General features: G+C 57.7%; 14 protein-coding genes. 11 read left to right on the top strand and 3 right to left on the bottom strand.

All coding sequences use genetic code 11. The annotated features are described in order from the left end of the window. The coding region (locus ACZCED_RS19625; RefSeq protein ID WP_464861499.1) for a hypothetical protein at nucleotides 1–287 on the top strand (287 nt) is incomplete at its 5' end. Nucleotides 288–434: 147 nt separating this feature from the next. Here ACZCED_RS19625 and ACZCED_RS19620 read toward each other — a convergent pair. Then, nucleotides 435–992 carry a hemerythrin domain-containing protein gene (locus ACZCED_RS19620; protein ID WP_464861498.1) on the bottom strand — a complete coding sequence of 186 codons (558 nt, stop codon included), beginning with the start codon at nucleotides 990–992 and terminating at the stop codon, nucleotides 435–437. 158 nt (nucleotides 993–1,150) lie between these two features. On the opposite strand from ACZCED_RS19620, the gene norR reads away from it, so the two are divergent. The 9 genes from norR (at nucleotide 1,151) to ACZCED_RS19575 (ending at nucleotide 9,407) form a co-directional block, all read left to right on the top strand. Next, entirely contained in the window at nucleotides 1,151–2,713 is a 1,563-nt protein-coding gene (gene norR, locus ACZCED_RS19615; protein WP_462969015.1) for a nitric oxide reductase transcriptional regulator NorR, read from the top strand. Nucleotides 2,714–2,761: 48 nt separating this feature from the next. Further along, nucleotides 2,762–3,403 carry an SGNH/GDSL hydrolase family protein gene (locus tag ACZCED_RS19610; protein WP_462969014.1) on the top strand — a complete coding sequence of 214 codons (642 nt, stop codon included), beginning with the start codon at nucleotides 2,762–2,764 and terminating at the stop codon, nucleotides 3,401–3,403. Between the two features lie 88 nt (nucleotides 3,404–3,491). After that, nucleotides 3,492–4,238 (top strand): glycosyltransferase, encoded by a 747-nt coding sequence (locus ACZCED_RS19605; RefSeq protein ID WP_462969013.1) that lies wholly within the window; start codon nucleotides 3,492–3,494, stop codon nucleotides 4,236–4,238. A 378-nt stretch (nucleotides 4,239–4,616) separates the two neighbouring features. Then, nucleotides 4,617–5,003: a hypothetical protein gene (locus tag ACZCED_RS19600; RefSeq protein ID WP_464861497.1), complete on the top strand. Its 387-nt coding sequence runs from the start codon at nucleotides 4,617–4,619 to the stop codon at nucleotides 5,001–5,003. A gap of 3 nt (nucleotides 5,004–5,006) precedes the next feature. Beyond that, nucleotides 5,007–5,261, top strand: a complete 255-nt coding sequence (locus tag ACZCED_RS19595; protein WP_462969040.1) for a DUF3179 domain-containing (seleno)protein — start codon at nucleotides 5,007–5,009, stop codon at nucleotides 5,259–5,261. Nucleotides 5,262–5,347: 86 nt separating this feature from the next. Continuing rightward, nucleotides 5,348–5,932: a hypothetical protein gene (locus ACZCED_RS19590; RefSeq protein WP_462969011.1), complete on the top strand. Its 585-nt coding sequence runs from the start codon at nucleotides 5,348–5,350 to the stop codon at nucleotides 5,930–5,932. A gap of 149 nt (nucleotides 5,933–6,081) precedes the next feature. Next, a complete protein-coding gene (locus ACZCED_RS19585) occupies nucleotides 6,082–7,020 on the top strand; it encodes a hypothetical protein (RefSeq protein ID WP_462969010.1) in 939 nt (312 codons plus the stop codon). Between the two features lie 16 nt (nucleotides 7,021–7,036). Next, nucleotides 7,037–8,119 (top strand): uroporphyrinogen decarboxylase family protein, encoded by a 1,083-nt coding sequence (locus ACZCED_RS19580; protein ID WP_462969009.1) that lies wholly within the window; start codon nucleotides 7,037–7,039, stop codon nucleotides 8,117–8,119. Next, on the top strand, nucleotides 8,112–9,407 hold the full coding sequence (locus tag ACZCED_RS19575; protein ID WP_464861496.1) for a spinster family MFS transporter: 1,296 nt from the start codon (nucleotides 8,112–8,114) through the stop codon (nucleotides 9,405–9,407). The genes ACZCED_RS19580 and ACZCED_RS19575 overlap by 8 nt, the downstream gene beginning before the upstream one ends. 113 nt (nucleotides 9,408–9,520) lie before the next feature. On the opposite strand, the gene ACZCED_RS19570 is transcribed toward ACZCED_RS19575, so the two are convergent. Next, nucleotides 9,521–9,694: a helix-turn-helix domain-containing protein gene (locus ACZCED_RS19570; protein ID WP_464861495.1), complete on the bottom strand. Its 174-nt coding sequence runs from the start codon at nucleotides 9,692–9,694 to the stop codon at nucleotides 9,521–9,523. Between the two features lie 56 nt (nucleotides 9,695–9,750). Here ACZCED_RS19570 and ACZCED_RS19565 point away from each other — a divergent pair, with 56 nt between their 5' ends. Then, nucleotides 9,751–11,379, top strand: coding sequence for an alpha/beta hydrolase domain-containing protein (locus ACZCED_RS19565; RefSeq protein ID WP_464861494.1), 1,629 nt, complete (start codon nucleotides 9,751–9,753; stop codon nucleotides 11,377–11,379). A 74-nt stretch (nucleotides 11,380–11,453) separates the two neighbouring features. On the opposite strand, the gene ACZCED_RS19560 is transcribed toward ACZCED_RS19565, so the two are convergent. Further along, nucleotides 11,454–12,419, bottom strand: a complete 966-nt coding sequence (locus ACZCED_RS19560; protein ID WP_462969005.1) for a class I SAM-dependent methyltransferase — start codon at nucleotides 12,417–12,419, stop codon at nucleotides 11,454–11,456. Nucleotides 12,420–12,645 lie beyond the last annotated feature (226 nt).

Genomic DNA, 12,645 nt, shown 5'->3' with positions numbered 1-12,645 from the left:
AGACGATTGAAAAAGAGCGCGCCGAGGCGTGGCGAACATACGTAAAATCCTTGGAAAACTATTTAGACCAAGAGGAGAAGGCAATTGATCGGGCATTCCAGTTGACAAGTACGTGCACAGATGAATTGTGCGAAACGACCGAAGAAGTCATTGATGAGTTGACCAAGGCTATCTTTTCTGTCAGCGAGCCTCGCTGGATAACCCCGGAAGACGCCACGCGCATTGAAACCTTAAAGAGAAAAGCGCAAGATCTGTATGCCAGGTATCAGAACGCTGAGAACCGATAAACGATGAGTGACCTGACCCGCTGCAGGCTGCAAGAAATGTTCTGCCTGTGACGGCAGTGCTGCGCAGCACCGTAAGGATGAAAATCGATTAATCGACCGCTCGCCAACCCCGCCGCAAGCGGCCAGGACTACGCTCGCTATCGCGGTTCACGACAGGTAAATGCCCTCCAATGACGCGATCATCTGATGAAAGGTGTCATGCCTGCCCGGTCCGATCTTCTGCGTTTCGATGGCCTCGAAACCTTCCCGGAGTTCCATCTGTTTGTCTTCGGAGAGATGCTTGTCCGCAAGTACGAACAACACATTGTTTTCTTTATCGATGTGCCGGTTCAGAAGGGCAATGTATGCACGTGCATGATGGACTAGATCGCCTGCTGCCGTTCGGTCGCCGTCCCGATATCTCACCAGGTCCGCCTTCATTTTCGCGACGTGATCGCGTCCCTGCTGGTGTTCTTTGAGCATCACACCGATTGGCCCGCCTTCCCGGCTGACGCCGACTGCTTCCAGCGCCGGAAACAGGAGTTCTTCTTCTTTGCTGTGATGGCATCGATCGACGAAGGTTGTAAAAAAATCGATCAATTGTTCCAGATGTTCAGTTTTGGCCAATTCGCTCGTTTTTTCAGCCTCCTTGCAAATGCTGCCCAAAACCCGCAGGGTAATTTTGACGGCCTCGTGTTCCATCTTTAAATCTTCGATTGGCTTCATATCGTACCTCCATTAACATTCGTATTTGCTTTCTGACAATGGCAACACCTATGCCAGATATTTTTGATAAATATTTCATATTATTATACAGATTGTTATCATTATAAAAACAAAATTTATGCTTACAAAAACACAACAATGTTGTAATTATAAAAACCATGCAACAATTAGACACCATACTGTCGATGGCCATTGATTTGACCGCCGCCCTGAATGCCAAGGATCGCTATCAGCGGATGCTCCGTGCAATTGGGCGGGTGATTCCCTACAATGCCTCAACCCTGCTCCGCCTTGACGGGGAAACGCTGGTACCCATTGCCGCAGTGGGTCTCAAAGCCGATGCGATGGGCCGTAATTTTGTCCGACGCGATCACCCTCGGCTGGACATCATTTGCAATGCAGATGAACCGGTGCTGTTTCCATCGGACGCCACCCTTCCCGATCCGTTTGACGGCCTGTTGAGTGCGGATGAAGATGAGTTTCACCCCATTCACGCCTGTCTGGGATGCCCATTACGCGTGGAGAACCAGCTGATTGGTGTCTTGACCGCCGATGCCAAAGACCCCCACAGCTTCGATCATCTCGAGCCGTGGTTTTTAAAGGCCGTGGGGGCGCTTGCCGGCGCCCAGATGCAGACCGTCAACCTGATCGAAGCCCTGGAGCAAAGCGCCAGGCGCCACGGGCAGATCGCCGCCGATCTGATGAGAGACGTTCAGATCGGCAAAGACAAACAGATCATCGGCAGCAGCCCGGCGATGGTCCGACTGCGCCGCGAGATCGAGCTTGTCGCCCGTTCGGACTTTACCGTCCTGGTTTTAGGTGAAACCGGCGTCGGCAAAGAGCTGGTTGTCCGGGCGATCCATGCGGAATCCAATCGCAGTGACGGCCCGATGCTCTACCTGAACTGCGCCGCGATGCCGGAAACACTGGCGGACTCGGAACTTTTCGGCCACACCAAAGGGGCATTTACGGGTGCGACCAAAGATCGGGCCGGCAAGTTCGAGGTGGCCGATAACGGCACCCTGTTTCTGGATGAAATCGGCGAGCTTCCCCTCTCCATCCAGGCCAAACTGCTGCGCGCCATCCAGGAGGGAGAAATTCAACGCATCGGGTCGGAAAAACTGATAACGGTCAACGTGCGCCTGTTGACGGCCACGAATCGCAACCTTGAAAGAGAGGTCGAGAAAGGCAACTTCAGGGAGGATCTTTTTCATCGCCTAAACGTTTATCCGTTGCGGGTCCCCGCCTTGAGGGAACGACGCACGGACATCCCGCTGTTGGCCGGCTTTTTCAGCGAGCGCATGCAGCGGCGACTGGGGTTGGGGCCGGTCAGAATCGGTTCCGGCGCAATGGAGGTATTGACGGCCTATTCCTGGCCAGGCAATGTGAGAGAATTGGAGAACATCCTGTCGCGGTCGATTCTCAAGGCTTCGGCGGATGCCGCTCCGACGGAGCCGGTGATCGTCACCTCGATGCACCTGGGCGACGATCTGTCGGCGACCCAACCGTCTGCGCGGCTTGAATACCAGCCGACGCCCCCACCATTGCCGTCCGGACACACGCTGCGTGAAGCCACGAAAAAGTTTCAGATACAGGTGATCCAACGTGTTTTGGATGCTAAAAAGGGGAACTGGGCAGCGGCGGCAAGGGAATTGGGCATGCATCGCAGTAACCTCCACAACTTAGCGACGCGCCTGCAGATACGCAAAAAGGGAAATTAGAACGATACGTCTATTCAATCTCAATGATGGAAGGCCCCGGTAAAACCGATGGATCAGATCCTTGTTTATTCAGATAGCCTGACGTGGGGAATCATTCCAAATACGCGGAGGCGGCTGCCATTTGACAAACGCTGGCCCGGCGTATTTGAAAATGCGTTAACGGAAATGGGGTATACCGTCAGGGTGATCGAGAATTGCCTCAACGGCAGAAGAACCGTATGGCCCGACCCGTTTAAAGAGGGTCGTGATGGTGCCAAGGGGCTTGCACAGGTCATTGAAATGCATTCACCCTTAAAATTGGTCATCTTCATGCTTGGCACAAACGATTTTCAGTGTACACATAACCATGATGCGTGGTTATCGGCGCAGGGCATGGCTAAACTCATAGCAATCGTCCGTCAGGCACCGATCGAACCTGGCATGCCAACACCAGAAATCATGGTTGTCGCACCGCCGGCAATCATTGCGCCAAAAGGTGTTATTGCAGACAAATTCAAGCATTCTGAAAAGCGGTGTATCGGCTTGGCTACGGAGCTTGAAAAGGTCGCCTCAGCATGTTCTGTCCTTTTCTTTGATTCCGGGCAGGTCACAACGGCAAGTGTTGTAGACGGCATCCATTTAGATGAAAATCAACACAAGATCTTAGGAGAGGCGCTCGCTCGCGCGGTATCCGAACGTATCGATTTCTAACAGGATCATCGACTGTATGGCGGAGCTGCGCCCCCTTCATCGGACACACGAACAGTGTGCGCGGCTTATGCCGGCGTTTGAAATATAGATGAAAGAAAATACGAAGATTGACTATTCCTTTATCGTTCCTGCATACAACGAGGAAGCCTATCTGCCCGGAACACTGGCAAGCCTGAAGGACGCAATGGATGCGCTTGGCCAATTTCGCGGTGAGATGGTTGTTACCGACAACAACTCTACTGACCGCACTGCCGCCATTGCCGAAGCGTCCGGTGCGCGGGTTGTCTTTGAAAAGCACAGACAGATTGCTCGGGCACGCAATGCAGGCGCCAAGGAGGCTCTCGGCAGATTTCTCATCTTTGTGGACAGCGACACAACCATATCTCCGGTTCTCTTGAAAAAGACCTTGACGGCCCTCGAATCCGGAGATTGTTGCGGAGGCGGTACAACAGCAAGATTCGACAGACATTTGCCATTTTTAGGCAAGTTGGCGCTTAACGTTTGGTTATTCTTGTCAAGAACCTTCAAGTGGGCCTGCGGCGCATATGTTTTTTGTACGCGTGAGGCATTTATGGAAACCGGTGGATTTGATGAACGCTATTATGCATCTGAAGAGATCCATTTCTCCCGGGCCTTGCGGCGCTGGGGCCAAAAGAAAGGAAAAAGGGTTGTTATTCTGGAAGAACCCATTATCTCAAGCAGCAGAAAACTGGAATGGTATAGTACATGGGAGATCCTGATGATGACATGTGGAATGCTGCTCCATTTCAATCCCCTTCGGAACCGGGATGCCTGCTACCGAATGTGGTATCGCCGCCCCAAAAATCCGAGTTAGCTGTGTTTCAAACCACCCCACATGCCTTTTTCCTTTGCATCAACAACAAAGAGAGCTTTCTAAAGTATATGGCAGCCGATGTCACGCGTCGTCCAGACTGTTATTCAAGTTTTTCCAGGTAAACCCTACGGCGGCCATTGACGCTTGAAATGCGGCTGAACGGATGGCACGTGGGTCAGGCCGAACCTGTCCGGCATTCCGTCAATTTCCAGAGCCCTCGCCCGGGTATTTTTCCCCGTGCGGTTACCTCCCGGGAGGCATCGATGATAAAGCCTGTTCGATTACTCTCCGGCGTCGTGTTTTCATAAAAGGAATCCATCCTCTTCCGGACCAAAGATGAAGCGCGTGTTAAGAACGTCATCAGCCGGGGAGGCAAACATGAAGATTACAATAAAGAGGATATTGCCGGCCCTGTCGGGTGCCTGCCTGGTGCTGGCCTTTCTCGTCCCCCATGCAGCGGCCTGCTTGTTGAAAGAAGGTGGACAGACTTTCCTGGTGGACCGCACCGGTGAACGCTGGGAAATTACCCAGGCCGTATCGATTGGATTCGACCCGGACCATTTTGAATTCGGCAGTGGACGACATGCATTCGACGCGCTGGATGACGCCGACTGGGCGCCTGACCCAAGGCAAAACGGCTCGGAGATGCGCGTCATCGGTGTCGCCGGCAATGGTGACGCGCATGCCTATTCGGTCGACCAGTTGCGCTACCATGAAACGGTCAACACCTTTCTTGGCTCGGACGCCATCGTCGCCGGCTACTGACCGCTGGCCGATCTGGCGGCTGTGTACAGCCGTGAAATTGACCGGATAAAACTCACCATCGCACCGTCGGGGTGGACCTACAAAAAAACCTTCGTGCTTTACGACAAGGAGACCGGTACGCTCTGGTATCCGGAAAATGATGGCCTGCTGGGAATCCAGGGCGTGTTCTTCCAAAGACGGCTGCCCAGGTTGAAATCCACAGACACGCGGTGGTCCACCTGGGTGAAAAGCAACCCCTCGACCCGGTTGATGAAATAGGCTCGAGAACACATTCCTCGGACGGCAAACAGGTTGAGTTGCCGGGCCGGCTTGATCGGCCGCCTCGAAGATGCTAATCAGGGTGAATGCCGAAAGTAAGCAATAAGATCTCACCCATCACAACGCTCGTGTTTTTGCTCGGAGTCGTCCCGGCCATCGCCCTGGCCCAGGATTACGCCCTGGCCCTCTACGCCGGCCGATTGACCAAGGAAAAATGGGAGCGGGCGATCCTGCCCGACGCCGATTATGCGGACTCCACGATTGTCGTGGCGGCAGGTTCGTGGACCATTGCCCGCTTTTTCGACGATAAGCTGTCCTGCGAACTGGAGGCGCAGGTGGGCAAATACGTCGGCGACCAGGATCACTGGGAGTTCAATCTGCCGATCATCGGGTTCCGCTGGCACCGGTTTCCCTGGGACAACTATGCGGCCACCAGCTTCGCCTGGGGAATCGGCCCGTCCTACGCCACCGAGGTGCCGCCGATCGAGATCGAGACCAGTGGCTCCAGCAGCCGGTGGCTGATTTACTGGTACGGTGAGTTGACCCTCGGTCCGCCGTCTGCAGGTTGGGAAGCGCTGCTGCGACTGCACCACCGGTCGGACGGTTTCGGCACCGCTGCCGACAACGGCGGTTCGAATACCGTTTGCGCGGGGTTGCGCTACCGATTTTGACTGGTGCCCATCCGTATATGGCCGATTGCGTCCCGGTCTGCACTCCCGGGAGATGAAAAGTCCTCGACGGAGGTCGAAGTGCCGGTGTAAGAAGAGACATATTCGGTTCCGCTGCCCGAAATCATTACTAACATGAAAAGGAGGTTCGTATGTCCGCACGCCGGCTGATCCCGGCCGTGTTGGCAATCTGGCTGATTCTTGCTGTCCTGGCAGGACCCGGCCCCGCCGATGCGCAATCGACCGATTCCGGGAAAAACGACCGCTCGAAGACCGTGGTCCGTTTTTCCTACACCCCCATCCACCAGTTCGAAACCGATCTGGACAGCGGCGGCAGTTTCGATGTCCAGCGCCATTTCCTGCGATTCGACGTCTCCCGGTTCATCGATCGCCACTGGACCGTGGGCCTCGGACTGAGCCTCGATTACGAACGCTGGGATTTTTCCGGCATCAACGGGCTGGCCGGCGTCGACCTGTGGGATGAGATTTTCCGGCCGGGCATCAGCCTTCCCGTTTTTTACAGCGCCGCAAGCAATTGGCGCTTCGGGATCATTCCCTCCATCGATTTTGCCGGCGCTTCCGGTGCCGAAACCGGCGAATCCCTCTCCTATGGTGCGGTGCTCTCCGCGGCCTACGCCGTCGGACCGGATCTGATGCTGGGCCTGGGCACCGGCATATTCGAGCGCCTGGATCAATCCGAGGTCTTTCCTTTTATGGTCATCGACTGGAAGATCGACGAGCACCTGCGGCTGACCAATCCCTTCCGGGCCGGGCCGGTGGGTCCGGCCGGTCTGGAACTGGTTTTCTCACCGGACCGCAACTGGGAAATGGGTGTCGGCGGCGCCTACCGTTCTTACCGCTTCCGCCTGGACGACTCCAGCGCAGTGGCCGACGGCATCGGCGAGGTGGATTTCTGGGCGCCCTTCCTGCGGGTGGGCTGGCGGCTGGGCGAGCACTATCGCTTTGACATCAACGGCGGGGCGATGGTGGGCGGCAGCATCACCGTCGAGGATCAAAACGGCAACGAACTGGGCGAGACCGACTATGACACGGCGCCGTTCGTGGGCGTAACGGTAAAAGGGCAATTCTGATGAAGACCGCCGCCATATGAATGGGAAAGAACGAATCCTGACGGCGCTGGCCGTCCGGCAGCCCGACCGGGTGCCTCTGTACATACACGGGATCAACGAGGCACCCATCATCGGCATCGGCAGGCACCTCACCGACGGCCTGCCGGAGCCCCGGCAGTTCCACGAAATGACCGATACTGAGAAAATGAAGCTGGTGGACACGCTCTTTCTGATTCACGAGGCTTTCGGCGTGGACGGGATCACCACCTTTGAGATCGGCCACGAACGGGAAGTCGACGACAAGCATGTCATGGACGACTGGGGCATCATCTACCGGCGCAGCCCCCACGGGCTGCCGGTGGCAACGGTCCATCCGCTCGCAGACGCCGCCCGTCTGGACGGCTACAAGGCACCGGAACCCGACCGCGCCCATTTACTGCTGCTGGATCTCGCCAGGGACCGGTTCAAGGGCGACAAGGCGCTGTTCTGGTTGATGCGGGGGGCTTTCGTAAGAAGCTGGCGGCTGATCGGCATGGAGAACTACATGCTTAAGCTCTACCAGGATCCGCTGCTGATCGAACGGGTGGCGGAGATGGTGACCCAATACAACCTCAAGCAGCTGGAGATGCTGGCCGACGCCGGGCTGGACGTCCTGGTGGTGGAGGACGATATTGCCAACACCAACGCCCTGCTGATCTCACCAATGCATTTCAGGCGTTTCGTCAATCCATACAACCGCCGGCTCGTGGACCGGGCCCACGCGCTGGGGTTGAAGGTGGTTCGCCACAGCGACGGCAACCTGTGGACGATTCTGGACACCCTCCTCGCCTCGGGATATGACGGCCTCAATCCTTTGGAGCCGCAGGCCGGCATGGATCTGAAAAAGGTCAAGGATACCTGCGGCGGCCAAATCTGCCTGCTGGGCAACATCGATTGTATGTACCTGCTGCCCGAGGGGACCCCGGCACAGGTGGATGCAGCCGTCCGGCAGGCCATGAATGCGGCAGCTGCGGGCGGCGGGTACATCCTGTGTTCGTCCAACTCCCTGCACCCCGGCGTCAATCCCGAAAACTGCATCGCCATGTTCCAGGCGGCGAAAAAGCACGGCCGATATGCATAGCAAGGCCGATCGCGGCATCCGCCCCCGGATCACTTCACCGCGCACGATTTTCTCACTGCTATTCCTGCTCTACATGTTCGACTACATCGACCGGCTGGTTATCGTTTCCCTGTTTCCCTTTTTGAAACAGGACTGGGGCATTACGGACACCCAGTGCGGCCTGCTGGTTTCCGCCGTTTACTGGTCGATCCTCATTTTCACCCTGCCGGTGTCCGTACTCATCGACCGCTGGAGCCGCAAGAAAAGCATCGGCCTGATGGCCCTGCTGTGGAGTGCGGCAACGCTGGCCTGCGCCTTCACGCGCAACTTCAACCAGCTGTTTGCGGCCAGAACCGCCATCGGCCTGGGAGAGGCGGGATACGCCCCCGGCGGCACGGCCATGATTGCCGGCATGTTTCCCAAAGCCAGCCGGGCACGGATGCTGGGCATCTGGAATGCATCCATTCCGTTGGGCAGCGCACTGGGAATCGTGCTGGGCGGCGTGATCGCCGAGCAGGTTGGCTGGCGCCACGCCTTCGGCATCGTGGCGCTGCCCGGTGTCATCGTGGCTGCATTGTTCTTTTGGGTCAGCGACTACCGCACCATTGCCCTGGTTAAGCCGCCGGACAGCCCGGGGCACGGGGAGGCCCGAATGGGCTGGGCGGACATTGCCGGCCATCTGTTGAAGCACCGGACCCTGACGTTCAACAACCTGGCTTTTGCCGCCAATACCTTCGTGACAACGGCCCTGATGACCTGGCTGCCCAGTTATTTCCAGCGGATGGAGGACCTCTCCATGAGTCGGGCCGCCACCAAGGGGGGCGTGGTGATGATGCTGGCCATCGTCGGCGCACCCCTGGGAGGATTGCTGACGGACCGCTGGATGAAACGACGTCAAAACGCCAGGCTCTTGTTTCCCGCCGTCTCTTCAGTGACCACCGCCGTGCTGCTGCTGATCGCTTTTGGATGGTTCAGCGGACCGCTTCAATATGCCCTGCTGATGGGGGCGGGAATCTGCGCGGTGGCCTTCGTACCGGGGGCCGTGGCGGTTACCCAGGACGTGGTTCACCCGGGCCTGCGGGCCATGTCGCTGAGCCTGTGCGTCATCGTTCAGCATGTCCTGGGCAGCGCACTGGGCCCGCCCGTCATCGGCGCCCTTTCCGACCGGTACGGCCTGGAAACCGCCATGATGGCCCTGCCCCTGTTCGCCCTGCTGGCCGGGGGCCTTTTCTTCATCGGTTCGTTTTTTCACGCCGCGGACAGCCGGCGGGTTGAGGGGATCGAACGCCTGTTGTCATCGACGCCCTGACGGGATGGGCCGATGGCCGGCACACCGCTGCTCCGGATCGTTTGCGAACCGGCTCACCGGGCCTGTTTTAATTGGGTATGGGGATGGCTTAAATTGATCAGCGGTCTGAAGGGCTACCGATCAATCCCGAGCATAATCATCTTACGGTAGCGCAACGTCCGGCGAATACCCAACAATTCTGATGCATTGGTTTTATTTCCACCGACCGGTTTCAGTGACTGTTCGATGAGAAATGGCTTTTTAAACGCTGACCCATCGCTGGGCCAAGCGATTACTATTCGTGCCATCTGACAGCGCTCCTCCTCGGAAACCGCTTGCTCAGCCACAACCAAGGAGGTAAAAAATGGCTAAAAAAAGGAGCCCCGTCATTGGGGTCTGTTGTACAGTTTTCCTGGCCGCCATGCTATTGTTCAATCCGATGCTTTCTGCCGGCGGCAAGCACAAGGGACACGAAAAACCAAAAGGGCTTATGGATACCTATACCCAAACGTATGCCGGCGGCGCAGACGGAGGATTGGCGCACGTCACCTATTGGGGTCTCGTCGCAGGCAACCCCTATTACTACAACCTGCCTTCGGAGGAGCAGGTCAAGGCCGGGAAAATTAACGCCAATGTCATTCACGCCTCGGCCTTCCATCCCACCAACGCCGGCATTGCCGGAACAGAGGTGACCAGCCTGCTCAAAAAGGGCCGCCGTGTACAGCGCATCACCTTCCGACTGCCGGACGCGTGGAACGGCAAGCTGCTGGTGGCCGGCACCCCGGGATTGCGCAACGAGTACGCCAACGAGGCCGTCCTGGTTCCCTGGCTGCTGGAAGCCGGGTACGCCTATATTGCCGGGGACAAGGGTATCCCCGGCGGAATTGGCGACATGATCGCGGGCAATCACCCCACCCAATACTGGGGCGACATGATGATCGATCTGGCGGAACTTGGCATATCCTGCCTGAAGCAGTTCACCGGGGAAAAACCGGACCGAATCTATGCCATGGGGCTTTCCAACGGTGGCTACCAGACCCGGCGCGCCCTGGAGATCGACCACGAGCGCGTGCTAAAAGGCAGAAAGCCCCTGTTTGACGGCGGTGTGGATTGGTCGGGGGCATACTGGCCGGACAGGCGCGTGTTGGACGTTGACGGCGACGGGAGGGTATCGGTTCACGAGTACGCCGCTGCCGACACCCTGGTCGGTTCCATCGACAAGGGCACCTTGGCCATGGGCTGGTTCTACTCCGCGGACACCCTCGCAACGCAGGTCGAGTATGACAAGAATCCACGCTTTCCCGGCGCCTACCTTCCCATGGTCAATGCCGGTTTTTCTCCCGAATCGGCTGTTTTCTGGGGCTATTACAATACCAACTACGATGGTTTTCAATACGTGCCGGGCTTCGAGATTTTCCGGGGTGTCGGCTACTACAACCTGGTTTCCTTTGCCTACCGCGCCGACCTTCGCGGTGACGATGCGGTCTCATCCGCTGCCTATTCATGCTATTCCGATCCTGCTAATCCCGGCACGCCGCCGCCCATATACGATTGGCTGCGCAATGCTGAAAACGGCGGGTGGAACAGGGAGAGCGTCAAGTACGCGCTCAAAAATGCCAATACCGGCGAATTCTCGGTGCCGCTGTTGAGCCTGCAGGGCCAGGCAGACGGTCTGCTGGCCGTGAACGCCCAGGGCCTGGACTACAAGGACGCGGTTGAACGGTACGGCAGCCCGGACCTGCATCGCTTCTACATCATCGCCCATGCCTGCCACGTGGACAAACACGTCGACGGCGGCTGGGGCTACAGCTCCGCTGCGGTGGATCCGGCCATACCCGATTTGCTCACGCCCATGCAGGCTTACGCCCAACGCACCTTCCAGTATTTGGAGGAGTGGGTGGAAAACGGCACGCCGCCGCCGGACAGCAAACTCGTCGAGACCGATCCTGCCAGCGACATTACCGATCCCGGCATGCTTGACTGGCAGTCATAACAACGATCCCCTCGTTTCGATTTTCACTCCATCTGCGGAATCCGAAGCGAGGGTTCATCCCTCTGGCAACATGACTAGACCGTGATACGCCAGCAGCGGTGGATCGTCTTTCGCTTGGAGACGTAGTCCTCAGGAATGGTGCCGGCCGTGATCTCGGTCACGCCGGCAACCGCCAGCCCTTCCATGCGGGGCTCGAAGCTCTGGTGGTTGGTGGAAAAAAAGAGCGTGGCACCCGGTCGAAGCAGGCCGACCACTGCTTTCAGCAGGCGGGGGTGGTCCCTGGCGATGTCGAAGGCCACATTGCGGGTTTTGGTGGTGGAGTAAGAGGGCGGATCCACCACGGCCAGGTCGAAGCGCAGTTTTTCCCGTGCGGCTTTTTTCAGAAAGTCGAAGGCGTGGGCCTGGATCAGCCGGTTGGTTTCGGGATCGATCCCGTTCAGGGAGAAGTTCTCACGGGCCCATTGGATCGCGTTCTCCGAACGGTCCACCGAAACGGTCGAGCGCGCCCCGCCCTTGGCGGCATAACAGGAAAAGGATGCCGTGTAGCAGTAAAGGTTGAGAAAATCCTTGCCGGCGGCCAGCTCCCGGACCATCTGCCGGGTATCCCGGTGGTCGGCGAACAGGCCCGTGTCGACATAATCGGTCGGATTGACCAAAAATCGCAGGTCCCGCTCGGCCAGGACGATTTTCCGATCGGTGTGGTCGAGACGTTCGTAGCGCTGCCCGTCCTGCCGGCCGGCCCAACGCTTTTTCAGGTGAACCTTTTCCGCCGGCACCTCCAGGGCGTCGGCGACAGCCCGGCCCATCATGGGCAGCCATTCGGGCACGGACTGGCGCCGCATATACTCACCGATCACCAGGTGTCCGCCGTACCAGTCCACCACGGCACGAATTTCCGGAATGTCCCAGTCGTACAGCCTGAAGACCTCGATGTTCTGCCGGGTGAAGCGCTGGCGAAAATGCTTGTACCGTTTCCTGACCCGGTTGGCCAGCATGCGGCCCTGCCGATGAAAGTGTTCGGGGATGTCGCTGTCGTTCATGGGTGCACGGTCCGTATGTATTGAGTCAACAGGGGTTTTCAGGCAGTATGGCCGATCTGCCGCAAATGTCAATCGGCAATGGCGCCGCCGCCGGCTTCCCTGCCGTCATCGGCACCCGATCGTCTTGACCTGGGTCAATGCTTGCGGGCAGGGTTTCCGAATATGGTTTTCCCTGGGCACGGGCGTGGCGCCCTCGCCTCGACGACAACCCCTGAAAAGAGAGGTA

This window comes from Desulfosarcina sp. (assembly GCF_055467485.1).
This window is presented reverse-complemented; position numbering and strand designations above follow the sequence as displayed.